Genomic DNA, 23924 nt, shown 5'->3' with positions numbered 1-23924 from the left:
GGGCGGCGAGGCGGGCCTTCAGCGCCGGCCGCGGCGGGCGCGGCCCGCGTCGCGGGCATGGCGCGCGCGGCAGCGGGGCATCAGCGCACGGCCTCCTGCACTGACGGCGCCGCCTCGCGCTCGAGCGCGTCGAACAGCATCCCGGCGATGTTGAGCCCGAACTGCGCGTCCAGTTCCCGGATGCAGGTCGGGCTGGTGACGTTGACCTCGGTCAGCCAGTCGCCGATCACGTCCAGGCCCACGAAGCGCATTCCCAGGCGCCGCATCTCCGGCCCCACCTGGGCGGCGATCCAGCGGTCGCGATCGGTCAGCGGCCGGCCCTCGCCGCGGCCGCCGGCGGCGAGGTTGCCGCGGAACTCGTCGCCCTGCGGGATTCGCGCCAGGCAGTAGTCCACCGGTTCGCCGTCGATCAGCAGGATGCGCTTGTCGCCGTCCACGATCTCCGGCAGGTAGCGCTGGGCCATGGCCAGGTGGCGGCCGCCGGAGGTCAGCGTTTCCAGGATGACGTTGAGATTGGGATCGCCCGCGCCGGCGCGGAAGATCGAGCGCCCGCCCATGCCGTCTAGCGGCTTGAGCACCGCCTGGCCCTCGCGCGCCACGAATGCCTTGAGCGTGGCCGCGTCGCGCGAGACCACGGTCGGCGGGCAGCATTCCGGGAACCGTAGCGCAGCGAGCTTCTCGTTCAGGTCGCGCAGCCCCCGCGGATCGTTCACGACCTGCGCCCCCTGGCGCCGGGCGACGTCCAGAATCAGCGTGTCGTGGATGAAGTCCGGATCCACCGGCGGATCCTTGCGCATCAGCACCAGGTCGCCCGGGCCCAGCGCGCGTTGTGACGCAGTTCCCAGTTCGAACCAGCCGGAAGGATCGTCGCGCACGCGAAGCGGCGCCATCAGCGCCTGCGCGCGGCCGTGGTCCATGCCCAGTCCGCCCGGCATCACGTAATGCAGGGCATGGCCCCGTCGCTGCGCCTCCAGCAGCATGGCAAAGGTGGAATCCTTGGCGATCCTGATCGCGTCGATCGGATCCATCACCACCACGACGTTCAGGGACATGTGACCCACCAGCGGCAACTTGTGACAAATGTTAGCAGGTGGCGTTCGCCGCTTTCGCCCGTCAGGGCCACCACTTGCGCAATCTTCTTCAGGGATGCTTGACAGTCCCACGCGAGGCTGGAATATACGGTGATCGCGGCGTCACGGGCACCGGACCCGCTGCGCGCGCTGGGGGAACCAAGTAATGACGCAAGACGACAGCCGCGCTGCCAGCCTCGATGGCCTGCGGGTGATGGTGATCGACGACTCGAAGACCATCCGGCGCACCGCGGAAACCCTGCTCAAGCGCGAGGGCGCCGACGTGGTGACCGCCGTCGACGGCTTCGAGGCGCTGGCCAAGATCGCCGACCAGAAGCCGCAGATCATCTTCGTCGACATCATGATGCCGCGCCTGGACGGCTACCAGACCTGCGCCCTGATCAAGAACAACCAGCTGTTCAAGAACACGCCGGTCATCATGCTGTCGTCCAAGGACGGTCTGTTCGACAAGGCGCGTGGCCGCATCGTCGGCTCCGAGCAGTACGTCACCAAGCCATTCACGCGCGAGGAACTCCTCGACGCGATCCGTACCCATGTCAAGGCGTGAAAGGGGGAACCGCCATGGCCCGCATCCTGATCATCGAGGACTCTCCGACCGACACCGCGGTGCTGACCCAGCTGCTTGAACGGCACGGCCACGAGGTGCTGGCGTCGAGCAACGCCGAGGACGGCATCGAGCTGTGCAGGCGCGAGAAGCCGCACCTGGTGCTGATGGATGTCGTGCTGCCGGGCATGAACGGATTCCAGGCCACGCGCGCACTGGGCCGCGACGCCGAGACCAAGGACATCCCGGTGCTGATCGTCAGCACCAAGGGCATGGAGACCGACCAGGCCTGGGGCATGCGCCAGGGGGCCAAGGGCTACCTGGTCAAGCCGCCGAAGGAAGACGTCCTGCTGGGCGAGATCGATCGCCTGCTGGAAGCGGCGGGATGAACGCGGTGCGCGACCCGTTCGCGATGCTGCTCGACTACGAGCAGCGCAGCCTCGCGCACGTTGCCGGCGTACCCGAGCAGTTCGACGCGCCGGGCCTGTGGCGCGGCGTGGGCTATCGCATCGGCGACTACCGCCTCGCGTCGGCGTTCAACGAAGTGGTGGAGATCCTGCCGCTGCCGCCGATCACGCCGGTGCCGGGGGCGCAGTCGTGGATGCTCGGCGTGGGCAACGTGCGCGGCAACCTGCTGCCGATCGTGGACCTCAAGCAGTTCCTCGAGGGCGAGCGCACCGTGCTGCACGAGACCCAGCGGGTGCTGATCGTGCGCCAGCCCGACGGCGACGTCGCGGTCACCATCGACGAGCTGTTCGGCCAGCGCAGCTTCCAGGAGGGCCAACAGGTGGACCCCGCAGCGTTCGCGCGGGGCCGCTACGCGCATTTCGTCGAGCGGGCCTACCGGCTCGCCGACCACACGTGGGGCGTGTTCAGCCTGGCCAGGCTGGCGCGCACGCCGGAATTCAGACAAGCGGCGGCCTGAGGGCCGCGACCGCACAAAGCAGGGCAGGGGAAGGACCATGAGCACAGTAGTCGACACGATCGCCGGCAAGGGGCGCGGCCTGGGAAGCAACTTCTGGATCGCGGCGCTGGTCACCACGCTCGTGGTCTTCGGCGCCAACACCGGGTACGCCGGGTGGAAGGCGGCCCGGCTGGGCGGCGCCAGCACCGCCGCCTCGAGCCTGCAGGTGAACTCGCAGCGCCTGGCCAACCAGGGCCGGGAAGCGGTGGCCGGCGACGCCGGGGCGTTCGCCGCGTTCCGCCAGACCAAGGCCGAGATCGACGGCGCTATCCAGCAGCTCAACGCCAACTTCGGCGATACCGCCGGCGTGGCCGGCCCGATCCGCACCGTGACCGAGACCTGGACGCCGCTGGCCGCCAGCGCCGAGCAGATCGCCGCCAGCGAGCAGGCGGTGAGCGGCTTCGCCGCCAACGCCGGCAGCTTCACCCAGGCGGTGCCGCAGCTGCAGGCGCAGCTCGACGAACTGGTGCGCGCGATGTCCTCGAGCGGTTCCCCGGCCTCGCAGGTCTACATCGCCCTGCGCCAGAACGTGCTCGCCGGCAACATGGCCCGCCGCGTGGCCGAGATCCAGGCCGGCGGTCCGGTGGCGGCGATCGCCGGCGACGCGCTGGCGCGCGACGTGGGCGTGTTCGAGCAGGTGCTCGAGGGCCTGCGCGAAGGCGACCAGGACCTCAACGTGCAGGCCCTGACCAACGGTGGCGCGATCGCGGCGCTGAACCAGGCCGCTGAACGCTGGGCCGGGATGAAGACCGACCTGGACGCGATCATCGCCAGCGCCCCGGCGCTGTTCCAGGCCCAGGCCGCGTCGGCCAGCCTGACCGCCGGTTCCGACCAGTTGCTGGCCGACAGCCAGTCGCTGTTCGCCGCCCTCACCGCGTTCGGTTCGCTCAAGGACACCAGCGTGCTGGGCAACGTCTGGATCAGCATCGTCAGCGGCCTGCTCGCGCTGCTCTCGGTCGCCGGCCTGCTCTGGTCGCTCAACCGCGCCCAGCGCAAGCGCTACGAAGACACGATGGAGCTCAACAACCGCAACCAGGAGGCGATCATGCGCCTGCTGGACGAGATCGGCGCGCTCGCGGAGAACGACCTCACGGTGCGGGCGACCGTCACCGAGGACATGACCGGCGCGATCGCCGACTCGATCAACTTCGCGGTCGAGAACCTGCGCGAGCTGGTGGGCACGATCAACGAGACCTCGGTGCAGGTGGCCTCCAGCGCCCAGGAGACCCAGGCCACGGCCATGCACCTGGCCGAGGCCGCCGAGCACCAGGCCCAGGAGATCACCTCGGCGTCGAACCGGATCACCGAAATCGCGCAGAGCATTGACCAGGTGTCGCGCAACTCCGCCGAGTCGGCCGACGTGGCGCAGCGCTCGGTGCAGATCGCGACCAAGGGCGCGGGCGTGGTGCGCGAGACGATCGCCGGCATGGACTCGATCCGCGACCAGATCCAGGAAACCTCCAAGCGCATCAAGCGCCTGGGCGAAAGCTCGCAGGAGATCGGCTCGATCGTCGAACTGATCAACGACATCTCCGAGCAGACCAACATCCTCGCGCTGAACGCGGCCATCCAGGCGGCATCGGCGGGCGAGGCGGGCCGCGGCTTCGCGGTGGTGGCCGACGAAGTGCAGCGACTCGCCGAACGCGCGTCCAACGCGACCAAGCGGATCGAGACCCTGGTGCAGACGATTCAGTCTGACACCAACGAGGCGGTGAGCTCGATGGAGCAGACCACCTCCGAGGTGGTGGCCGGCGCCCGCCTGGCCGAGGACGCGGGAACCGCGCTGGGCGAGATCGAGAACGTGTCGAGCAACCTGGCGAACCTGATTCTCGGGATCTCCAGCGCGGCCAAGCAGCAGTCCGAGGCGGCCAGCGACATCACCGCGACGATGAACACGATCCAGTCGATTACCGCGCAGACCTCGCAGGGCGCGAACCAGACCGCGCAGTCGATTGGGAACCTGGCGCAACTGGCCGCCAACCTGCGCCGTTCGGTCGCCGACTTCAAGCTGCCGGCCTGAGCGCGGACGAGTGGACCGGATGAACGCCACCACGTACCGACGCAGGCGCACGCATGCCGGCACCCGTGGGGGTAGCCCATGACGACCGCGCTGCGCGAAGCACTCGAACACACCGCGCTCGGCTGGATCAAGCCCGAGCTCGACGAGACCCTGCGCCTGGCCAAGGCCGAGCTCGAGGACTACGTCGAGGACCAGTCCGACGTGGCCCGGATGCGGCTGTGCGCCGGCTACCTGCACCAGGTGCAGGGCACCCTGCGCATGGTCGAGCTGTACGCCCCGGCGATGGTAGCCGAGGAGATGGAGCAGGTCGCGCTGGCGCTGCACGGCGGCGCCATCGCCGACCGCGATGCCGCCTGCGCCGCACTGCTGCGCGGCATCGTGCTGCTGCCCGACTACCTCGAGCGCCTGCAGAGCGGACACCGCGACATCCCGATCGTGCTGCTGCCGCTGCTCAACGAGCTGCGCGCCACCCGTGGCGAGAGCGGGCTGAGCGAGAGCGTACTGTTCTCGCCCGACCTGGAGCGGCCGCTCCCGGGGGCGGTGACCGAAGGCCTGGCGCCCGCGTCCAACGACGACAGCCAGCCGCTGCTCGAGGCGCTGCAGCGCGCGCTCGCGGGCTGGCAGGACGACGGCCCGGGCACGGCGCTGGCGCCGTTGGCCCCGGCCATCGATGCATTGCTGCCGCACGTGCGCCAGGTGCCTGTGCGGCGGATGCTGTGGGTGGCCTCGAACGTGGCGCGCGCGATCGCCGACGGCGCACTGGCGCCGACCGCCGCGCTGCGCAAGGTTTTCGCCGGGGTCGAGCGCGAGGCCCGCCACGGCCTGCAGGACCACGACGGCTTCGCCGAGGTGCGGGGCGAGGCGGCGCAGGAGCCCACCCGCCAGCTGCTCTACCATGTCGCCCACGCCGAAGACGGCGGCCATCCGGCGCTGCAGGAGCTGCGGCGCGTGTTCGAGCTGGACGCGGCGTTGCCCACCCAGTCCGAGCTGGAGCACGCGCGCGGCAGCATCAGCGGCCGCAACCGCGCGCTGCTCGACACCGTGTCGGCCGCGGTGAAGGACGACCTGCTGCACGTCAAGGACGCGCTCGACCTGCACCTGCGCACCGGTTCGACCGACCTGGCCGCGCTGCAGCCGCATGCCGAGACGCTCGGCCGGGTCGCCGACACCCTGGGCATGCTCGGCCTGGGCGTGGCGCGCAAGGTGGTGCAGCAGCAGCGCGACGCCATGTACGCCATCCTCGACGGCAGCGTTGCTGCCAACGAGGATGCGCTGCTCGACGTCGCCGGGGCGCTGCTCTACGTCGACGCCACGCTGGACGACCAGGTCGCCAGGCTCGGCGCCGGCGAGCAGGGCCGTACCGCCGACAACGAACTGTTCGCCGGCGAGACCCGCCAGGTCGTGGACACCATCGTCCGCGAAGCGATCGCCAACTTTGTCCAGGCGCGCCAGGCGCTGGTCGCCTTCGTCGAGACCAGCTGGCAGCACGAGCAGCTGTCCGAGGTGCCGCGCCTGCTGCATGAGGTCTCGGGCGCCCTGCGGATGATGGAACTCACGCTGGCGGCGGACTACCTGGTGGCGGTCGGCCGCTACACGGAGAACGAGCTGATCGCGCGCCAGCGCGTGCCCAACGGCCGCCAGCTCGACACGCTGGCCGATGCGCTCGCCAGCCTCGAGTACTACCTCGAGGCCCTGCGCGACCAGCGCGGCAACCGCGACGAGATCCTGGACATCGCCCGCAACAGCCTCGAGGCGCTGGGCTACTGGCCGCTACCCGAGCCGGTGCAGGCGCCGGCCGCCGCGCCGCCGCCCGCGACTGTGTCGGCGGGTGTCGCGCCGGCCGTCCCGGCCACGCAGGCCGGCGAGGCGGCCGGCCCCGTCGCTCCCGCCGCAACCGGCGTTCCCGTGGGCGGAGACGACGAACCGGCCGCGGCGGTCGAAGCGCCCGCCATCGCCCAGGCGCCCGCCACCGCGGCACCGTCGCACGAGGCCGAGCCCGCCCCCGCTCCCGTGCCGGCCGCCCCGGCCGGGCCGGTGGTCGGCGGATTCGAGACCGTGGGCGAGGAGATCGACGAGGAGATCCGCGAGGTCTTCCTCGAGGAGTTCGCCGAGGAGATCGACAACCTCGATTCGCTGCTGCCGCACTGGCGCACCAAGCCGGACGACATGGAGCGGCTGCGGCCGATCCGGCGCGTGTTCCACACGCTCAAGGGCAGTGGCCGCCTGGTCGGTGCGCGCATGCTCGGCGAGTTCAGCTGGAAGATCGAGAACATGCTCAACCGCGTGCTCGACGGGTCGCGCCCGCCGAGCGAGGCGGTGATCGCGATGGTCGACCGCGCCTTTTACACGCTGCCGGAACTGCAGGCGGCATTGCGCGGCGAGCGCGGCCTGGCAACCGACCTCGCCCCGCTGGAAGAGGCTGCCGACCGCATCGCGGGGGGCGAGGACATCATGCCGCCGGAGCCGGTCGCGCTGGCCGACGCCCCCGCCGCGATGGCCGGCGATGCACCGGTCCAGGGCGAACCGGTCCCGCTGGCCGAGGCGGGCGAGCCGCTCGACGCGGTCCCGGCCAAGATCGACCCCTTGCTGCTGGAGATCCTCGACGCCGAGGTCAACGGCCACCTGCAGACGGTGGACGCCTGGGTGGCCGCCGCGCGTGCAGGCGATGCCGCCGGCAGCGATCCGCTGCTGCGGGCGCTGCACACCATGAATGGCGCGTTCGCGATGACCGAGGTGCCGGTCATCAACACCGTGCTGTCGCCGGCCGAGCACTACGCGCGGCGACTGCTGGCCGCCGGCGCCAGCGCGAGCCCCGAGGGCGTGGAGGCGATCGCCGATCTGGCGGCGGTGGTCCGCGCCACCGTGGAGACGCTGAAGCAGCCCTCGCCGCTGCTGGCATCGCAGGACGCGCTGGCCCAGCGGCTGGGCGCGTTGCGCGACAGCCTGCCGGAAGTGTCCAGCGGCCTGGCCGCGCTGGTGGACGCGGAGGCGATGGAGGGGGCGCCTGCGATCCCCGAAGCTCAGCCGCCGGAGAGCGGGGTACCCGCCCTCGTCGCGATCGACATGGGCGGATATGCGGACCTGGCCGGGACCGCGATCGGACCGGACGCGGGCGCGGACGATGCCGGCGGCGAGCCGGCGCAGGTCGAAGCCGGGGCAGGCGAAGCGGAGCGCCTCGAAACCGAACGCCTCGAAGCCGAACGCCTCGAAGCCGAACGCCTCGAAGCCGAACGTCTCGAAGCCGAACGTCTCGAAGCCGAACGCCTCGAAGCCGAACGCCTCGAAGCCGAGCGCCTCGAAGCCGAACGTCTCGAAGCCGAACGTCTCGAAGCCGAACGTCTCGAAGCCGAACGCCTCGAAGCCGAACGCCTCGAAGCCGAACGCCTCGAAGCCGAGCGTCTCGAAGCCGAGCGTCTCGAAGCCGAACGCCTCGAAGCCGAACGCCTCGAAGCCGAACGCCTCGAAGCCGAACGCCTCGAAGCCGAACGCCTCGAAGCCGAACGCCTCGAAGCCGAACGCCTCGAAGCCGAACGTCTCGAAGCCGAACGTCTCGAAGCCGAACGTCTCGAAGCCGAACGTCTCGAAGCCGAACGCCTCGAAGCCGAACGCCTCGAAGCCGAACGCCTCGAAGCCGAACGCCTCGAAGCCGAACGCCTCGAAGGGGAGCAGGACGAAGCCGTCCAGCCCGGACCTGGCGAGGATGCGCCCGCGGAAGAGGCGGACACCGGCATTGCCGCCGGTGCCACGTCCGCGGATACCGCGGTGGCGGCGCTGCTGGCGCGCGTGCTCACGGCCGAGGATCCGGACGAGGCGCTGGATACCTCGCGCCTGGACGAAGAACTGCTCGACATCTTCGTCGAGGAGGCCGGGGACCTGCTCGACCACTCCGACGGCCTGCTCGCCCAGCTGCGCCAGGATGCGGATTCGCGCGAATCGCTGATCGGCCTGCAGCGCAACCTGCACACCATCAAGGGCGGCGCCCGCATGGCCGGCGTGTTCAGCATCGGCGAACTGGGCCACGCCATGGAGTCGCTGCTGGAGGCGGTGGTCGAGCAGCGCTGCGAGCTCGATCGCACCGGCATCGGCCTCCTCGAGGGCGGGTTCGACCGCCTGCACGCGATGGTGACGCGGGTCGGCGAGCGCCGCGCGGTCGCCATGCCGCATGCCCTGGTCGACGCCTTCAACGCGCTGGCCCGCGGCCGCCCGCTGCTGGACGCGGGCGAGGAAGGCGAAGCCGCCGCGCCCGAGCCGGCCAGGCCGGAGCTGGCGCCGCTGTCGACTCCGCTGGCCGAGCTGCCGGCGGAGGAGGACACCACGATCCGCGCGCCGCAGGAACAGGTCCGCATCCGCGCCGACCTGCTCGACCGGCTGGTCAATTACGCCGGCGAGGTGGCGATCTACCGCGCCCGCCTGGAGCAGCAGCTGGGCGCGTTCCGCGCGGCGATGAACGAGATGGAGCAGACCAACGCGCGCCTGCGCGACCAGCTGCGCCGCCTCGAGATCGAGACCGAAGCCCAGATCATCGCGCGCTATCAGCGCGAGGGCGACAGCGACGACGTCACCTTCGATCCGCTGGAGCTCGACCGCTTCTCGACCCTGCAGCAGCTCTCGCGCGCGCTGGGCGAGTCGGCGGCCGACATGACCAGCCTGCAGCAGACCCTGGACGACCTCACGCGCCAGTACGAAACCCTGCTGCTGCAGCAGTCGCGGGTGAGCTCCGACCTGCAGGAAGGCCTCATGCGCACGCGCATGGTGCCGTTCGACGCGCTGGTGCCGCGCCTGCGCCGGGTGCTGCGCCAGTCGGCGCAGGAGACCGGCAAGCAGGTCCAGCTCAAGCTGGAAGGCAGCCAGGGCGAGCTCGACCGCAACGTGCTCGAGCGCATGACCGCACCGCTCGAGCACATGCTGCGCAACTCGGTCGCGCACGGCATCGAATCGCCCGACCAGCGCCGCAGGGCCGGCAAGGGCGAGGAGGGCACGGTCCGCATCGCGGTGCGCCGCGAGGGGTCGGAAGTGGTGCTGGAGGTGGGCGACGACGGCGCCGGCCTGGACCGCGCCGCGATCCGCCGCCGCGCCGAGGAACGTGGCCTGGTCCGGCCGGGGGCCACGCTCACCGACAGCGACATGGACGCGCTGATCTTCGAGCCGGGCTTCTCCACCGCCGGCGAGGTCAGCCGCCTGGCCGGCCGCGGCGTGGGCATGGACGTGGTCGCCAGCGAGGTGCGCCAGCTCGGCGGTTCGCTCGATATCACGACCCGCCCGGGCCAGGGCACCACCTTCACCCTGCGCCTGCCGCAGACGCTGGCGCTGACCCAGGCGGTGTTCGTGCGCATCGGCGACACCCGCTTCGCGGTGCCGATCGCCTCGGTCCGCGGCGTCGGCCGCATCGAGCGCGGGCGCCTGGCTGGGGGCGGCGCCTACGCCTACGGCGGCGAGGACTACGCGCTGCACGACCTCGGCCTGCTGGTCGGCCAGGGCCCGGCCAAGGCCGAAGGCCACCTGCAGATGCCGCTGCTGCTGGTGCGCTCGGGCGAACTGCGCGCCGCGGTGGCGGTGGACGCGATCATCGGCAGCCGCGAGATCGTGGTGAAGCCGGTCGGCCCGCAGGTCGCCTCGATCCCCGGCATCTTCGGTGCGACGATCATGGGCGACGGCAGCGTCGTGGTGATCCTCGACGTCGCGCCGCTGGTGCGCCGCCACGCGGTGCTGCCGCGCGAGGCGGCGCCGGCGCCGGTGGTCGAGCAGCGCAAGGTGCCGCTGGTGATGGTGGTCGACGACTCGGTGACGATGCGCAAGGTCACCGGCCGCGTGCTCGAACGCCACAACTTCGAGGTGGTCACGGCCAAGGACGGGCTCGACGCGCTGGAGCGGATGGACGAGCGCGTGCCCGACCTGATGCTGCTCGACATCGAGATGCCGCGCATGGACGGCTACGAACTGGCCAAGCACATGAAGGCGGACCCGCGCCTGCGCGACGTGCTGATCATGATGATCACCTCGCGCACCGGCGAGAAGCACCGCCAGCGCGCGTTCGACCTGGGTGTGGACCGCTACCTGGGCAAGCCGTACCAGGAGCCGGAGCTGATGCGCAACGTCCACGAACTGCTGAGGATCGGGCATGGCCGCGGGGACTGAGGCCACGCCGCGGGTCGCGCTGCTGGCACGCGCGGGCGAGGCCTGCGACAGGATCAGCCAGGCGCTGGCCGAGGCCGGCGCCGAGGTGGTGCTGGTGGCCGACCCGATGCAGGCCGGTCCCGACGAGGTGCGCCAGGCGATGCCGGAAGCGATCCTGGTCGCGCTCGATCCGACGATCGAGGACGCGATCGAACGGCATGCCGACGTGCTCGCCGATCCCGCCTACATGGTGATCTTCGAGGAAGCCGAGCAGGCCGCGCAGCGTACCGGCTGGGACGCTGCGCGCTGGCTGCGTCACCTGTCGGCCAAGCTGCACCGCCACGACGACGTGCTGCCGGCAGGTGCCGAGCCCGACGAGGTGCTCCTGCCTACGCCGGGACCGTTGCCGTCCACCGCCGGCAGGGTCGATTACGACCAGGCGATCGCGGCGGTCACCGGTGAGGCCCAGGAGCGGGCCGAGGGGGTCCCCCGCGACAGCGTGTCCGACGGCCCCGCGGGCGGGTTCCCCGGGATCGGGGAGGCGCCGCCCGCCGGAGTGTCGCACTGGAGCGTGGACGAGGGCGACGCGACCCCGGCCGATGCGCCGGACCCGGCCAGCGCGCAGGCGCAGGACGACCCGGCGGCGGGCATCGCCCAGCCGTCGCTGGACGCCGCTGGCGACGGCACGGGCGAGGACGAACTGGCCTTCGACCCGGAGCGGTTCCAGCGCGCGGGACAGGCGGCCGAAGCGGTTGCCGGGATCGAGGAATTCCTGGCCGCGCAGCTGCGGCAGGCCGCCGACGAAGCCCCGGACGTGGACGGGCCTCCGGCGGTCGCGGCGCCGCCGGCAGAGCCTGCCGGGGCGGCGCCTGCGCCGACGGTGGACTTCGGCAGCCTGAGCCTGGCCGACGACGACGCTCCGCCGGCGCCCGCGCCAGCGCCGGGCGCGGCGGCCGCGGCCGTCCCGGCGGTCGACCTGGACAGCCTTGGCGCGGGCCTGTCGCTGGCCGATCCCGACAGCTACGGGCATGGTCCCCTGCGCGGCGCGGTGGTGATCGAGGCCGGCCTCGGCGGACCCGACGCGGTGCGCCAGCTGCTGGCCGGCATCCCGGCCGGATTCGCGCGCCCGGTACTGGTGCGGCTGGCGCTCGACGGTGGCCGCTACGACCGCCTGGTCAAGCAGATGTCCCGCGCCACCCAAGCCCCGGTGAGCGTGGCCGAGGACGGGCACGAGGTGCGGCCGGGGCAGGTGTACTTCGTGCCGCCGGGCATCGGCCTGCGCCAGCGCGGCGGCTGGCAGTTCGACGCCTCGGTCGCCTTCGATGCCGCGGTCCTGCCGCCGCACGACAGCGCGGTGCTGTTCCTCAGCGGCGCCGATCCCGCCCTGGTGCCCGCCGTGGGCGGCCCGGAGTGGAACGAGGGCCTGCTTCTGGCGCAGACGCCGGACGAAGGCTGCTACGACCCGGCCGGTGCGCAGGCGGCGATCGCCGCGGGCGCCGGCCACGACGCCCCGGCCGGGATGGCGGCGCGGCTCCTGCAACGCTGGCCGCCGCCGGACGCCGTCCCGGCCACCGATTCGAACGGATTGCTGCAGCCATGACCACGCCCACCCCGAGCGACATCCGCGCCGTCCTGATCCAGACCGAGGCCGCCCGGCTGCTGCTGCCCAACGCCACGATCTCCGAGGTGCTCTCCTACGCCGACCCCGAGCCGGTGGAGTCGGCACCCGGCTGGCTGCTCGGAACCATCCGCTGGCGCGGCTGGCGCCTGCCACTGGTGGCCTTCGCGCCGCTGATCGGCCACGAGGCCGAGGTCGGCGGCCTTGGCCACAAGGTGGTGGTGCTCAAGACCCTGGGCGGCCAGCCCACCATGCCGTACTTCGCCCTGCTCAGCCGCGGCTTCCCGCGCCTGGTCACGGTGTCGCGCGAGCGGCTGCAGGCGCTGGACGACGAGGACCTGCAGGGTCGGGCCGGCGTGCGCGCCGTGGTCGTGTTCAACGACGAGCCCGCGGTCATCCCCGACATCGACGGTATCGAACTGTCGCTGCGGCAGGCGCTCGCCGCCTGATCCCGGGCACCGCGCCGGCGTGCCGGCTCAGGCGCGCAGGTCGCCGTACAGCGCCTGCAGGGCCGCGATCGCGGCGAGTCCGGCGGTTTCCGTGCGCAGCACCCGTGGCCCCAGCCGCAGGCCTTCGAAGCCGGCCGCCTGCAGGCGGTCGCGGTCGCGCGGCGCCCAGCCTCCCTCGGGGCCGACTGCGACCACGACCGTGCCGCTGCCGTCCGCGGGCAGGCGCGGCGCAAGCCCGGGCAGGGCGTGGGCGCCCTGCGGATCGAGGGTGAGCCGCAGCCCGCCGGGATCGAGCAGCCCGCCGACCGACGCAAGGGCGACCGGCGCGTCGAGCCGCGGCAGCCGCGCGCGGCCGCACTGTTCGCACGCCGAGGCGAGGACCGCGCGCCAGTGCGCGACGCGCCGCTCCAGGCGTTCGCCGTCGAGCTTCACCTCGCTGCGCTCGGAGTTGACCGGCACGATCCGGTCCACCCCCAGCTCGGTGGCCTTCTGCAGCACCAGGTCCATCTTCTCGCCGCGGGCGATGCCCTGGACCAGGGTGACGCGCAGCGGCGACTCGTTGTCCACCGGCGTCGCGTCCAGCACCTCGATCACGGTCGAACGCTTGCCGGCCTCGACGATGCGCGCCGCGTAGTCGTGGCCGTCGCCGTTGAACAGCACGCAGCCGTCGCCCTCGCGCAGGCGCAGCACGCGCACCAGGTGCGCGGCGGCGGAATCCGGGAGCGTCAAGCGCGCGCCGGGCGCGAGCGACAGGTCCACCCAGGCGCGGACCTGGCGGCTCACGTGGTCGCCTCGCGGATCGCGTGCGCGGTGACGTTGGCGAGCAGGTCGAGCTGCGCCGCGTCGATGCAGTAGGGCGGCATCCAGTACAGCACCTCGCCGAGCGGGCGCAGCAGCACGCCGCGTTCGAGCGCGGCGCGGTAGGCGCGCAGGCCCACCTGGCGTGCAGGGTCGAAGCGCGTGCCGCGGCGCCCGTCCGGGGCGAGTTCGAAGGCCACGATCATCCCGCACTGCCGCGCTTCGACCACGTGCGGCAGGGCCGCGATTTCGTGCGCGAGTCCGCCCATGCGCGCGGCGGTGGCCCGGTTGCGTTCGAGCACGCCGTCGGCCTCGAAGATGTCGAGCGAGGCCAGCGCCGCGGCGCAGGCCAGCGGGTTGCCGGTGTAGCTGTGCGAATGCAGGAAGGCGCGCTCGCGCGAGTCGTCGAGGAATCCCTCGTAGATCGCATCGGTCGCCAGCACCGCGGCCAGCGGCAGGAAGCCGCCGGTCAGGCCCTTGGACAGGCACATCAGGTCGGGCTGGATGCCGGCCTGCTCGCAGGCGAACATCGTGCCGGTGCGGCCGAAGCCGACCGCGATCTCGTCGGCGATCAGGAAGATGCCGTGCACGTCGCACAGCTCGCGCACCCGGCGCAGGTAGGCCGGGTGGTGCATGCGCATCCCGCCGGCGCACTGCACCAGCGGTTCGAGCACGATCGCGCAGACCTCGCCGGCGTGCTCGTCGAGCAGGTGGGCGAGGGCGTCGGCGGCATCCTCGGCGAAACCCTCGGCGCTCTGGCCGGCCGGTGCCAGCCAGGCGTCCGGCGAGGGCGCGAACACCGGCTCCAGCAGCAGTGGCGCGTAGGTGCGGCGGTAGAGCGGGACATCGGTGACCGAGAGCGCGCCGAGGGTCTCGCCGTGGTAGCCGTTCTGCAGCGCGACGAACCGGGTCCGGCGCGGCTCGTCGCCGCGGTTGCGGAACCAGTGGAAGGCCATCTTCAGCGCCACCTCGACCCCCGCCGAGCCGTTGTCGGCGTAGAAGACCTTCGAAAGTGGGGGCCGTCCCGGCTGGCGGGGGGCGATGGCGAGCAGGCGCTCGGCCAGCTCCACCGCCGGCGGGTGCGAGCAGCCGGCCAGGATCACCTGTTCGAGCGTGGCCGCCTGGCGGGCGAGGGCCGCGGCGATGCGGGGTTCGGCGTGGCCGTGGAGGTTGGTCCACCAGCTGCTCACCGCGTCCAGGGTGCGGCGTCCGTCGTGGCCGACCAGCCAGGCGCCTTCGCCGCGCGCGACCGGCAGCAGCGGCAGCACGTCCGGGTGCTCGCGCATCTGGGTGCAGGGGTGCCAGAGCACCGCGAGGTCGCGCGACCGCCAGCGCGCGGCCTCGTCTAGAATGGCGCCATCGTGAGTCGACATTCCTCCATTATCGCCCGTGGCCAGGCCGGGGCGGCGCCGTGACGCGCCGCCTGCCCACGATCCACGGCATCACCGAGCACGACGCCGGCCCCTATCGCCTCGAGCGGCTGGACCTGGAGTTCAGCAACGGCGAGCGGCGCCAGTTCGAGCGCCTGCGCGGCCGCGGCCACGGCGCGGTCGCCGTGGTGCCGCTGCTCGACGCGCACACCGTGCTGCTGGTGCGCGAGTACGCCGCGGGCCTGCACCGCTACGAGCTGGGGCTGGTCAAGGGCCGGGTGGACGCGGGCGAGACCGCGCTCCAGGCGGCTGACCGCGAACTCAAGGAGGAGGCCGGCTACGGCGCCCGCAGGCTCGACGTGGTGCGGACCGTGACCCTGGCGCCGGTGTACATGAGCCACGAAACCACCGTGGTCCTGGCGCGAGACCTCTACCCCGAGCGCCTGCCGGGCGATGAACCCGAGGAGCTCGAGGTCGTGCCCTGGCCGCTGGAGGCGATCGGCGAGCTGGCGCTGCGCGAGGATTTCTCCGAGGGGCGCTCGATCGCGGCGCTGTTCGCGGCGCGCGAGTTCCTGCGGCGCGAGCGGAACGCGACATGATCGACGCCGCCACCCTGCAATCGCTGCGCGAGGACGTGCTGGCGATCGCGCAGGACGCCGCCGCCGCGATCCTGGAGGTGTACGAGCGCGACTTCGAAGTCGTGAGCAAGGGCGACGACAGCCCGCTCACCGACGCCGACCTCGCCGCCCACCGCGGGATCGTCGCCGGGCTCGGGCGGCTGACGCCGGATATCCCGGTGCTGTCGGAGGAATCGGCGCACCTGGTCGACGTCGCCACCCGCCGGCGCTGGCACCGGCTGTGGGTGGTGGACCCGCTTGATGGCACGCGCGAGTTCGTCAAGCGCAACGGCGAGTTCACCGTCAACATCGCCCTGGTCGAGAACGGGGTGGCGGTATTCGGCGTGATCCAGGCACCGGTGACCGGGGTGCTGTGGCACGGGGCGCCGGGCCACGGCGCGTTCCGCCGCGACGGCGATGGCGAGCGCGCGCTGCACGTGCGCCGCCCGGCGCTGTCGCCGCTGCGGGTGGCCGCGAGCCGCTCGCACCTGGGGCCGCGCACCACCGCCCTGATGGCCCGCATGGGCGCGACGGAAACGGTGGGGCTGGGCTCGTCGCTGAAGTTCTGCCGCATCGCCGAAGGCGGGATGGACGTCTATCCGCGCTTCGGCCCGACCAGCGAATGGGATACGGCGGCCGGCCAGGCGATCCTGGAGGCCGCAGGCGGCGCGCTGCTCGACCCGCGCGGCCGCCCGTTCCGCTACAACCAGCGCGACACCCTGCTCAATGGCGACTTCATCGCCCTGGGCGACCCGGCGCTGCCGTGGCGCGACTGGCTGGGACCGGAGGCCGGCTGACCCGTGCCTGGCGGAGACCGCGGCATCGCCCGACTGCTTGCGATCATGGCGCGCCTGCGCGATCCCGAGGGCGGCTGTCCCTGGGACCTGGAGCAGGACTTCGCCAGCATCGCGCCGTACACGATCGAGGAGGCTTACGAGGTGGCCGACGCGATCGACCGCGGCGACCTTGCGGCGCTGAAGGACGAACTGGGCGACCTGCTGCTGCAGGTCGTCTTCCACGCGCGCATGGCCGAGGAGCAGGGCGCGTTCGCCTTTGAGGACGTGGTCGCGGCGATCTGCGACAAGATGGTACGCCGGCACCCGCACGTGTTCGGCAACGCCCGGGTGGAAGACGCGCGGGCGCAGACCGCCAGCTGGGACGCCATCAAGCGGGCCGAACGCGAGGCCGCCGGCGACACCGACGACTCGGCACTGGCCGGGATCCCGCGCGGGCTGCCGGAGTGGCAGCGGGCGGTGAAGCTGCAGGCGCGCGCCGCCCGGGTCGGCTTCGACTGGCCCGGGCCGGCGCCGGTGATCGCCAAGCTGGCGGAGGAACTGGAGGAAGTGCGGGCCGAGTTCCACGCCGCCGAGGCCGCGCCCGGCGACCCGGCCGTCCGCGGGCGCCTGCAGGAAGAACTGGGCGACCTGCTGTTCGTCGCCGCCAACCTGGCCCGGCACGCGCAGGTGGACGTCGGCGCCGCGCTGCGCGGCGCCAACCACAAGTTCGAGCGCCGCTTCCGCGCCATGGAGGCGATGGCCGCGGCCGACGGGGTGCGCCTGGAGGAGCTGACGCTCGCGGCGCAGGAGCGCTACTGGGAGCGCGCCAAGCGCGAGGCCTGACGCGCCTGGCGCGTCGCCCGGGGCCGGTTGCCCGCCGGCGGCGCCGGCGCCATGATCGCCCCGGGTCCATGCCGCGCGCCGGAGGATCGACATGCGCCGTTTCGCCAGCTTCCGCGAGTTCTACCCGTTCTACCTGTCCGAGCACGCCAACCGCACCTCGCGCCGCCTGCATTTCACCGGCAGCTGCGCGGCCCTGGTCTTCGTGGCCCTGGCGATCGCGCAGCGCAACGCGTGGTGGCTGCTGGCGGCGCTGGTGGCCGGCTATGCGCTGGCCTGGATCGGCCACTTCTTCTTCGAGAAGAACCGGCCCGCCACCTTCCGCCACCCGTTCTACTCCTTCGCCGGCGACTGGGTGATGTTCCGCGACATCCTCACCGGCCGGATCCCGTTCTGAGCGCGCGCGCCGCCCGACTGCGCTAGTCGAGGAAGATCAGCCAGGCGGCCACGGCGATCAGGCCGAAGCCGGCCCAGTGGTTCCACTTCAGCGGCTGGCCCAGGTACCAGGCCGAGAAGCCGGCGAACACCAGCAGGGTGATCACCTCCTGCATGCCCTTGAGCTGGGGCGCGGAATAGAACGCGGCGCCGAGGCGGTTGGCCGGCACCATCAGGCAGTACTCGAAGAAGGCGATGCCCCAGCTGGCCAGGATCACCCCCGGCAGGGGCGCGGACCGGTACTTCAGGTGGCCGTACCAGGCGAAGGTCATGAACACGTTGGAGGCGACCAGGAGCAGGACGGGGTAGAGGCGGTCGAGGGCGGGCATGCAGGCGGGTCCGGGGACAGGGCATCGGTGGAGCGGGGTGGGGACAATGGGACATCTTCACGGCGCTTGTACAGCGGAACTGGCACCTTTCACAAAGCTGAAGACCCCTTCGAGGAACCGTTATGCGAGCAGCGCAGGAAACAGGTGGGTTGGTCCTGATCGTCGAGGACAACCGCAACATTTCGGAAATGGTGGGCGAGTACCTTGAAGGCCGCGGCTTCGAGGTCGACTATGCCGCCGACGGGCTGGACGGCTACCGCCTGGCGGTGGAGAACACCTACGATGTGATCGTGCTGGACCTGATGCTGCCGCGCCTGGATGGCGTGGAAGTCTGCAAGCGGCTGCGGGCCGAGGCCCGCAAGTCCACCCCGGTGCTGATGCTGACCGCCCGCGACACCCTGGACGAGAAGCTCACCGGCCTGTCCTCGGGCGCCGACGACTACCTGACCAAGCCGTTCGCGATCCAGGAGCTGGAGGCCCGGCTGCGCGCGCTGATCCGGCGCGAGCGCCGCCAGGTCGGTTCGGAGGTGCTCAAGGTCGCCGACCTGGTGCTCGACCCGGCCAGCATGCGCGCCACGCGCAGCGGCACCGAGCTGCAGCTCTCGCCGATCGGGATGAAGCTGCTCACCATCCTGATGCGCGAGTCGCCACGCGTGGTCAACCGCCAGGAGATCGAGCGCGAGATCTGGGGCAACGGGCTGCCGGATTCCGATACCCTGCGCAGCCATCTGTACAACCTGCGCAAGATCATCGACAAGCCGTTCGGCAAGCCGCTGCTGCACACGGTGCAGAGCGCCGGTTACCGGATCGCGGACATCGACCAGTCGCCGGCCTGAGGCCGGCGGAGCAACGTTCCCGTGCCGCAGGGCCTTCCGCGCAAGATCCGCTACGCGTTCGTCGTCCAGGGGCTGCTCCTGGTGCTGGCGGTGGTGTTCGGGGTCAGCGTGCTGACCCTGTTCACCCGCGACGCCATCGTCCAGCAGCGGCTGCTGGTGGAGGCCGAGGCGTTCTGGGAGCGGGTGGCGGCCGACGCGCCGCGGCCGCCCTTGCCGCGCACCCGCACCCTGGATGGCCACTACCGGCCCGCCGGACGGGACGTGCCGGTCCCGCCCGAAGTCGAGTCGCTCGCGGGCGGGGTGAGCTACGACTACCGCGCCCACCGTGCGGTGCTGGTGGACCGCCGGCCCGAAGGCGAGCTCTACCTGGTGCTGCGCACCGACACACTCGACCAGCTGATGATGGCTTCCGCGGCGGCGATGATCCTCGTCGGCCTGCTGGCGGCGGTGGTGATCACCACCCTGACCTATCGCAAGTCGCGCCGGATGGTGCTGCCGGTCAACCGCCTGGCCGAGGAGGTGGCGCGCTGGGACCCCAGCCACGGCGACCTCACCGCGCCACTGGTGGTGTCGGGGTTCGTGGAGGAGCCCAGCCGCGAGGTGCGCGCGCTCTCGCACGCCCTCCACGGGCTGGCCGGGCGCGTGGCCGACTTCGTCCAGCGCGAACGCGACTTCACCCGCGACGCCAGCCACGAGCTGCGCACCCCGTTGACGGTGATCCGCGTGGCCAGCGACATGCTGCTGTCTGACCCGGACCTGTCCGCGTACGGGCGCAGGTCGCTCGAACGCATCCAGCGCGCCGCGCGCGACATGGAGGCGGTGATCGACGCCTTCCTGATCCTGGCCCGGGAAGGCGGCATCGCGCCGGTGAGCGAAGAATTCGAGGTCCGCGACGTGGTCCTGGAGGAAGTGGAGAAGGCGCGGCCGCTGCTGGGCGACAAGCCGGTGGCCCTGGCGGTGTCGGGCGAGGCCTCGCCGCGCATGTTCGCCCCGCCCGCGGTGCTCGGCGTGGTGCTGCGCAAGCTGCTGGTCAACGCCTGCCACTTCACCGAGCGCGGCAACATCGACGTGCGGATCGAGCCCGACGCGGTCACCGTGGCCGATACCGGCATCGGCATGTCGCCCGATACCCTGCGCCACGTGTTCGAACCGTTCTACCGCGCGGACGCGTTCAGCCCGCTCGGCAAGGGGTTCGGCTTGACCATCGCCAGCCGCCTGGCGCGGCGCTTCGGCTGGGAACTGCTGCTCGACAGCGAGCCGGGGCAGGGCACCGCCGCGACCCTGCGGTTCGCGCCCACGCCGGCGGCCTGAGCCGCCCTGGTGCGCGGGCGCCTCCGGTCAACCTCCGGCCGGCCGGGGCGTTAGCCTGTCCAGATGCCCCACGTCCCAGGATCCCCGAGCATGCGCCAAGCCCCGTCCCGCCGCAGCAAGCGGCCGTTTCCCCGTGCCCTGGTGGCGGCGGTCGCCGTCGTCGCAGTGGCCGCCGCGGCGTTCGCGTGGTGGCGCGGCGCACGGAGCGAGGGCGCCGAATCGGCGTGGCGCACCGTCGCCGTGGAGCGCGGCGACATCCGGGTGGCGATCTCCGCCACCGGCACGCTCAGCGCCACCTCGACGGTGACGGTCGGCAGCCAGATCTCCGGCCAGGTGACCCAGGTGCTGGTGGACTTCAACGACCGGGTCACCAGCGGCCAGGTGCTGGCCCGGATCGATCCGTCGACCTACGAGGCGCAGATCGAGCAGGGCAATGCCCAGATCGCCAGTGCCCGGGCCCAGCTCGAACAGGCCCAGGCCACCCTGCGCAACGCCGAACTGGACTATCGCCGCAAGGCCGAGCTGGTCGAACGCCAGCTGGTCGCCCGCAGCGACGTGGACCTGGCGCGCGCCGCGCTCGAGCAGGCCAGGGCCCAGGTGGCCTCGGCGCAGGCCCAGATCCGGCAACAGACCGCCTCGACCCAGACCACGCGCGTGAACCTCGACCGCACCGTGATCCGGTCGCCGGTGGACGGCGTGGTCCTGACCCGCAGCATCGAGCCCGGCCAGACGGTCGCCGCCAGCCTGCAGGCACCGGAACTGTTCACCATCGCCGAGGACCTGTCGAAGATGAGGATCGAACTGGCGGTGGACGAGGCCGACATCGGCCAGGTCCAGGCCGGCCAGCAGGTGACCTTCACCGCCGACGCCTTCCCGGACCGGCAGTTCCGCGGCGTGGTCGACCAGGTGCGCCTGGCCGCGACCACCACCAACAACGTGGTGACGTATCCGGTCGTGGTCAGCGTGGACAACAGCGACGGCACCCTGCTGCCGGGGCTCACCGTCAATGCCGAGATCGAGGTCAGCAACCGCAAGGACGTGCTGAAGGTGTCCAACGCGGCGCTGCGCTACAAGCCGGTCGGCGACGCGCCTGCGCCAGCCGCGGCGGCGGGACGCGGCGGCGCCGGCATGCTCGAGGACCTGCGCCGGATCGCCGACGGGCTGGATCTCGATGCCGGGCAGCGCGCCGCGTTCGACGCCGCGCTGGAGGCCCAGCGCAAGCGCGCCGAGGCGATGCGCCAGGGCGCGGGCCAGGGCCAGTCGCGCGGCCCGGGCGGCCCGCCGCCGGGGATGATGGTGGTGGGCGGGGGCACGCCCCCGGCCAACGTCCAGGCCCAGATCCGCCAGCGGATGCTGGAGCGGATGAAGGAGAACTTCGCCGACTTCACCCGCCTGCTGGACGAATCGCAGCGCAAGGCCTGGGACGCGGCGCTGGCGTCCTCGCTCAGCGCCACCCGCGCCACCATCTACCGGCTCAGGAACGGCCAGCGCGAGGCGGTCCAGGTGCGCGTGGGCGCCAGCGACGGCACCAGCACCGAGATCAGCGGCCCGGTCGAGGCCGGCGACGAGATCATCACCGGCGAGCGCGCGCGTCGATGAGCGAGGGCATCGTTCCGGTCATCGAGACCCGCGGCCTGCGCAAGGTCTACGCCGAAGGCAGCGAGGCCGAGGTCGTGGCCCTGGCCGGGGTCGACCTGCGCATCGATCCGGGCGAGTTCGTGGCGATCATGGGGCCGTCGGGATCGGGCAAGTCCACGCTGATGAACATGATCGGCTGTCTCGACCGGCCCACGTCCGGCCAGTACCTGTGCGACGGCGTCGACGTCGCCACCCTGGACCGCGAGGAGCTGGCCATCCTGCGGCGCGAGAAGATCGGGTTCGTGTTCCAGGGCTTCCACCTGCTGCCGCGGATGTCCGCCGAGGACAACGTGGCGATGCCGCTGGGCTACGCGCGGGTGCCGCCGGCCGAGCGCCGCCGGCTGGCGCGCGAGGCGCTGGCGGCGGTGGGCCTGTCCGAACGCGCCCACCATCGCCCGAACGAGCTGTCGGGCGGCCAGCAGCAGCGCGTGGCGATCGCCCGCGCGCTGATCAACCGGCCGCCGATCCTGCTTGCGGACGAACCCACCGGCGCGCTCGACTCGAAGACCGGCGAGGAGATCCTCGCCCTGTTCAAGCGCCTGCGCGACGAGGGCCACACGGTGGTGCTGATCACCCACGACCCCGAGGTCGCCGCCCACGCCGACCGCACCTGTGTGATGCGCGACGGCCAGCTGCACGAGGAGGGCCGGCCATGAACTTCGCCGACGTGCTGCGCACCGCGCTGTTCGCGCTGCGCGGCAACTGGATGCGCAGCGCGCTCACCTCGCTGGGCGTGATCATCGGCATCGCCTCGGTGATCGTGATGGTGTCGGTCGGCCAGGGCACCCAGGCCGAGATCGACAAGATGGTCGCCGGCCTCGGCTCGCAGCGCCTCGACATCTCGCCCAACGTGGCACGCGCCAGCGGCGGCGTCCGCATGGCGGCGAGCAGCTTCTACACCCTCACCCAGGGCGACGTGGACGCGATCCGCAGCGAGATCCCCGAGGTGCAGTACATCTCCGGCTCGCTGCGGGGCAGTTCCCAGGTGGTGTACGCCGAGCGCAACTGGAACAGCAGCTGGCAGGGCGTGGATCCGGACTACCTGGTGATCAACGGCTGGAGCGTCGCCGAGGGCGTCGGCTTCGAGGAGGCCGGCGACGACAAGGTGGCGCTGATCGGCGAGACCATCCGCCGCGAGCTGTTCGGCGACGAGAGCGGAATCGGCGAGACCATCCGCATCGGCAGGGTGCCGCTGACCGTGGTCGGCACGCTCGCGCCCAAGGGCCAGAGCAGCTGGGGCCGCGACCAGGACGAGATCGTGATGGTGCCGCTGGAGACCGCGCGGCGCCGGCTGATGGGCGCGATGGGCATGCCGCCGGGCGCGGTGATGGAGATCTCGCTGGCGGTGGACGATCCCGACGACCTGGGCTACGTGCAGGGCGAGATCGAATCGCTGCTGCGCCAGCGGCACCGCATCGCGCCGGGCGCCGAGGACGATTTCCGGGTGCGCAACATGTCCGAGATCGTGGCCACCCGCACCGCCACCACGCGGCTGATGTCGTGGCTGCTGGGCGCGGTGGCGACGATCTCGCTGATCGTCGGCGGCATCGGGATCATGAACATCATGCTGGTCTCGGTGACCGAGCGGATCCGCGAGATCGGCCTGCGCATGGCGGTGGGCGCCGGGCCGTCGGACATCCGTCGCCAGTTCCTGGCCGAGGCGATGCTGCTGTCGCTCGGCGGTGGCCTGCTCGGGATCCTGATCGGCATCGGCGGCGCGCTGCTGGTGGGGCAGTTCAACAGCGACCTGCCGGTGCAGCTCAACGGCCGGGTGATCGCGCTGGCGGCCGGGTTCTCGATCGCGACCGGCCTGTTCTTCGGCTACTACCCGGCGCGCAAGGCCAGCCAGCTCGATCCGATCGAGGCCCTGCGCCAGCAGTAGCCGGCCGCCGCCGGGAGAGGGACCCGGCGCGCCATCCGGCGCGCGCGTGGATGCGCGCCACGCGGCGGCCGGGCTCTTTTGTCCGCGGGCCATCTGCGGACCGCCATGGCCGCAGGAGCGCCGGCGTGGGCCGGGTCGCGGCCGGGCGCGCGTGGCGCCTGGACGCCGCCTGCAGCGCCGCTGGCTGGCTTCCGGGGGGCGTTTGCGGTCGCCGGAACCAGCGTGTCCGGCGATGCCCGCGGGATCCAGGAACGGGACGGGCGGCGCCCCGGACCGGGCGCCGCATGTGGCA

20 protein-coding genes and 2 pseudogenes are annotated in these 23924 nt (G+C 72.2%); 17 read left to right on the top strand and 5 right to left on the bottom strand.

From position 1 onward, the window contains the following. Positions 1–80 precede the first annotated feature (80 nt). Entirely contained in the window at positions 81–1052 is a 972-nt protein-coding gene (gshB, locus tag FQY79_RS02410; RefSeq protein WP_146310384.1) for a glutathione synthase, read from the bottom strand. Positions 1053–1236: 184 nt separating this feature from the next. On the opposite strand from gshB, the gene pilG reads away from it, so the two are divergent. The 5 genes and pseudogenes from pilG to FQY79_RS15865 form a co-directional block, all read left to right on the top strand. After that, positions 1237–1638: a twitching motility response regulator PilG gene (pilG, locus tag FQY79_RS02405; protein WP_146310383.1), complete on the top strand. Its 402-nt coding sequence runs from the start codon at positions 1237–1239 to the stop codon at positions 1636–1638. A gap of 14 nt (positions 1639–1652) precedes the next feature. Continuing rightward, on the top strand, positions 1653–2024 hold the full coding sequence (locus FQY79_RS02400; RefSeq protein ID WP_146310381.1) for a response regulator: 372 nt from the start codon (positions 1653–1655) through the stop codon (positions 2022–2024). A gap of 5 nt (positions 2025–2029) precedes the next feature. Continuing rightward, positions 2030–2560, top strand: coding sequence for a chemotaxis protein CheW (locus tag FQY79_RS02395; protein ID WP_146310829.1), 531 nt, complete (start codon positions 2030–2032; stop codon positions 2558–2560). 37 nt (positions 2561–2597) lie between these two features. Beyond that, entirely contained in the window at positions 2598–4619 is a 2022-nt protein-coding gene (locus FQY79_RS02390) for a methyl-accepting chemotaxis protein (RefSeq protein ID WP_146310379.1), read from the top strand. Between the two features lie 78 nt (positions 4620–4697). Next, positions 4698–6956: pseudogene (locus FQY79_RS15865) on the top strand (FimL-related protein); the annotation flags it as partial. 406 nt (positions 6957–7362) lie between these two features. Here FQY79_RS15865 and FQY79_RS15860 read toward each other — a convergent pair. Next, positions 7363–8226, bottom strand: a pseudogene (locus FQY79_RS15860) (pentapeptide repeat-containing protein); the annotation flags it as partial. A gap of 155 nt (positions 8227–8381) precedes the next feature. Here FQY79_RS15860 and FQY79_RS15855 point away from each other — a divergent pair. The 3 genes from FQY79_RS15855 to FQY79_RS02375 are packed head-to-tail and all read left to right on the top strand — an operon-like array spanning position 8382 to position 12800. Continuing rightward, positions 8382–10754, top strand: a complete 2373-nt coding sequence (locus tag FQY79_RS15855; protein ID WP_425463172.1) for a response regulator — start codon at positions 8382–8384, stop codon at positions 10752–10754. Then, complete coding sequence (locus FQY79_RS02380) at positions 10738–12333, top strand: chemotaxis protein CheB (RefSeq protein ID WP_146310375.1); 1596 nt, start codon at positions 10738–10740, stop codon at positions 12331–12333. Before FQY79_RS15855 ends, FQY79_RS02380 begins: the two co-directional genes overlap by 17 nt. After that, positions 12330–12800, top strand: a complete 471-nt coding sequence (locus tag FQY79_RS02375) for a chemotaxis protein CheW (protein WP_146310373.1) — start codon at positions 12330–12332, stop codon at positions 12798–12800. Before FQY79_RS02380 ends, FQY79_RS02375 begins: the two co-directional genes overlap by 4 nt. A gap of 27 nt (positions 12801–12827) precedes the next feature. Here the strand turns inward: FQY79_RS02375 and FQY79_RS02370 are convergent, their stop codons facing one another. Together FQY79_RS02370 and FQY79_RS02365 are read right to left on the bottom strand one after the other, a co-directional pair. Continuing rightward, on the bottom strand, positions 12828–13583 hold the full coding sequence (locus tag FQY79_RS02370; protein ID WP_425463165.1) for a 16S rRNA (uracil(1498)-N(3))-methyltransferase: 756 nt from the start codon (positions 13581–13583) through the stop codon (positions 12828–12830). Continuing rightward, complete coding sequence (locus FQY79_RS02365) at positions 13580–14971, bottom strand: adenosylmethionine--8-amino-7-oxononanoate transaminase (protein ID WP_146310371.1); 1392 nt, start codon at positions 14969–14971, stop codon at positions 13580–13582. Before FQY79_RS02365 ends, FQY79_RS02370 begins: the two co-directional genes overlap by 4 nt. A gap of 38 nt (positions 14972–15009) precedes the next feature. Here FQY79_RS02365 and nudE point away from each other — a divergent pair, with 38 nt between their 5' ends. From nudE to FQY79_RS02345, 4 genes are all read left to right on the top strand, one after another. Next, positions 15010–15567, top strand: coding sequence for an ADP compounds hydrolase NudE (gene nudE, locus FQY79_RS02360; RefSeq protein ID WP_146310369.1), 558 nt, complete (start codon positions 15010–15012; stop codon positions 15565–15567). After that, on the top strand, positions 15564–16382 hold the full coding sequence (gene cysQ / locus FQY79_RS02355; RefSeq protein ID WP_146310367.1) for a 3'(2'),5'-bisphosphate nucleotidase CysQ: 819 nt from the start codon (positions 15564–15566) through the stop codon (positions 16380–16382). Before nudE ends, cysQ begins: the two co-directional genes overlap by 4 nt. 3 nt (positions 16383–16385) lie before the next feature. Then, positions 16386–17204, top strand: coding sequence for a nucleoside triphosphate pyrophosphohydrolase (gene mazG, locus FQY79_RS02350; protein ID WP_146310365.1), 819 nt, complete (start codon positions 16386–16388; stop codon positions 17202–17204). Between the two features lie 91 nt (positions 17205–17295). Then, complete coding sequence (locus FQY79_RS02345) at positions 17296–17598, top strand: Mpo1-like protein (RefSeq protein WP_146310363.1); 303 nt, start codon at positions 17296–17298, stop codon at positions 17596–17598. A 22-nt stretch (positions 17599–17620) separates the two neighbouring features. On the opposite strand, the gene FQY79_RS02340 is transcribed toward FQY79_RS02345, so the two are convergent. After that, positions 17621–17965: a DMT family protein gene (locus FQY79_RS02340; RefSeq protein ID WP_146310361.1), complete on the bottom strand. Its 345-nt coding sequence runs from the start codon at positions 17963–17965 to the stop codon at positions 17621–17623. A 122-nt stretch (positions 17966–18087) separates the two neighbouring features. Between FQY79_RS02340 and FQY79_RS02335 the strand changes: the two genes are divergently transcribed. The 5 genes from FQY79_RS02335 to FQY79_RS02315 all read left to right on the top strand — a co-directional run bounded on the left by FQY79_RS02335 (position 18088) and on the right by FQY79_RS02315 (position 23632). Next, positions 18088–18801, top strand: coding sequence for a response regulator transcription factor (locus tag FQY79_RS02335; RefSeq protein WP_146310359.1), 714 nt, complete (start codon positions 18088–18090; stop codon positions 18799–18801). Positions 18802–18822: 21 nt separating this feature from the next. Further along, the gene (locus tag FQY79_RS02330) at positions 18823–20112 is read left to right on the top strand and encodes a sensor histidine kinase (protein ID WP_146310357.1); all 1290 of its coding nucleotides are present in this window, start codon (positions 18823–18825) and stop codon (positions 20110–20112) included. 90 nt (positions 20113–20202) lie between these two features. Beyond that, positions 20203–21711, top strand: coding sequence for an efflux RND transporter periplasmic adaptor subunit (locus FQY79_RS02325; RefSeq protein WP_146310355.1), 1509 nt, complete (start codon positions 20203–20205; stop codon positions 21709–21711). Continuing rightward, on the top strand, positions 21708–22406 hold the full coding sequence (locus FQY79_RS02320; protein WP_146310353.1) for an ABC transporter ATP-binding protein: 699 nt from the start codon (positions 21708–21710) through the stop codon (positions 22404–22406). Before FQY79_RS02325 ends, FQY79_RS02320 begins: the two co-directional genes overlap by 4 nt. Beyond that, the gene (locus FQY79_RS02315) at positions 22403–23632 is read left to right on the top strand and encodes an ABC transporter permease (RefSeq protein WP_146310351.1); all 1230 of its coding nucleotides are present in this window, start codon (positions 22403–22405) and stop codon (positions 23630–23632) included. The genes FQY79_RS02320 and FQY79_RS02315 overlap by 4 nt, the downstream gene beginning before the upstream one ends. The last annotated feature ends 292 nt before the right edge of the window (positions 23633–23924 follow it).

The sequence above is a fragment of the Luteimonas wenzhouensis genome (assembly GCF_007859305.1).
GTDB lineage: Bacteria > Pseudomonadota > Gammaproteobacteria > Xanthomonadales > Xanthomonadaceae > Luteimonas > Luteimonas wenzhouensis.
The sequence above is the reverse complement of the archived record's forward strand: the minus strand, read 5'-3'. Positions and strand labels throughout refer to the sequence as shown.

Coding starts and splice junctions, on each gene's coding strand:
- gshB (WP_146310384.1), bottom strand. CDS start 1,052: ATGTCCCTGAACGTCGTGGTGGTGATGGATCCGATCGACGCGATCAGG.
- pilG (WP_146310383.1), top strand. CDS start 1,237: ATGACGCAAGACGACAGCCGCGCTGCCAGCCTCGATGGCCTGCGGGTG.
- FQY79_RS02400 (WP_146310381.1), top strand. CDS start 1,653: ATGGCCCGCATCCTGATCATCGAGGACTCTCCGACCGACACCGCGGTG.
- FQY79_RS02390 (WP_146310379.1), top strand. CDS start 2,598: ATGAGCACAGTAGTCGACACGATCGCCGGCAAGGGGCGCGGCCTGGGA.
- FQY79_RS02380 (WP_146310375.1), top strand. CDS start 10,738: ATGGCCGCGGGGACTGAGGCCACGCCGCGGGTCGCGCTGCTGGCACGC.
- FQY79_RS02375 (WP_146310373.1), top strand. CDS start 12,330: ATGACCACGCCCACCCCGAGCGACATCCGCGCCGTCCTGATCCAGACC.
- FQY79_RS02365 (WP_146310371.1), bottom strand. CDS start 14,971: ATGTCGACTCACGATGGCGCCATTCTAGACGAGGCCGCGCGCTGGCGG.
- cysQ (WP_146310367.1), top strand. CDS start 15,564: ATGATCGACGCCGCCACCCTGCAATCGCTGCGCGAGGACGTGCTGGCG.
- FQY79_RS02345 (WP_146310363.1), top strand. CDS start 17,296: ATGCGCCGTTTCGCCAGCTTCCGCGAGTTCTACCCGTTCTACCTGTCC.
- FQY79_RS02340 (WP_146310361.1), bottom strand. CDS start 17,965: ATGCCCGCCCTCGACCGCCTCTACCCCGTCCTGCTCCTGGTCGCCTCC.
- FQY79_RS02335 (WP_146310359.1), top strand. CDS start 18,088: ATGCGAGCAGCGCAGGAAACAGGTGGGTTGGTCCTGATCGTCGAGGAC.
- FQY79_RS02325 (WP_146310355.1), top strand. CDS start 20,203: ATGCGCCAAGCCCCGTCCCGCCGCAGCAAGCGGCCGTTTCCCCGTGCC.
- FQY79_RS02320 (WP_146310353.1), top strand. CDS start 21,708: ATGAGCGAGGGCATCGTTCCGGTCATCGAGACCCGCGGCCTGCGCAAG.
- FQY79_RS02315 (WP_146310351.1), top strand. CDS start 22,403: ATGAACTTCGCCGACGTGCTGCGCACCGCGCTGTTCGCGCTGCGCGGC.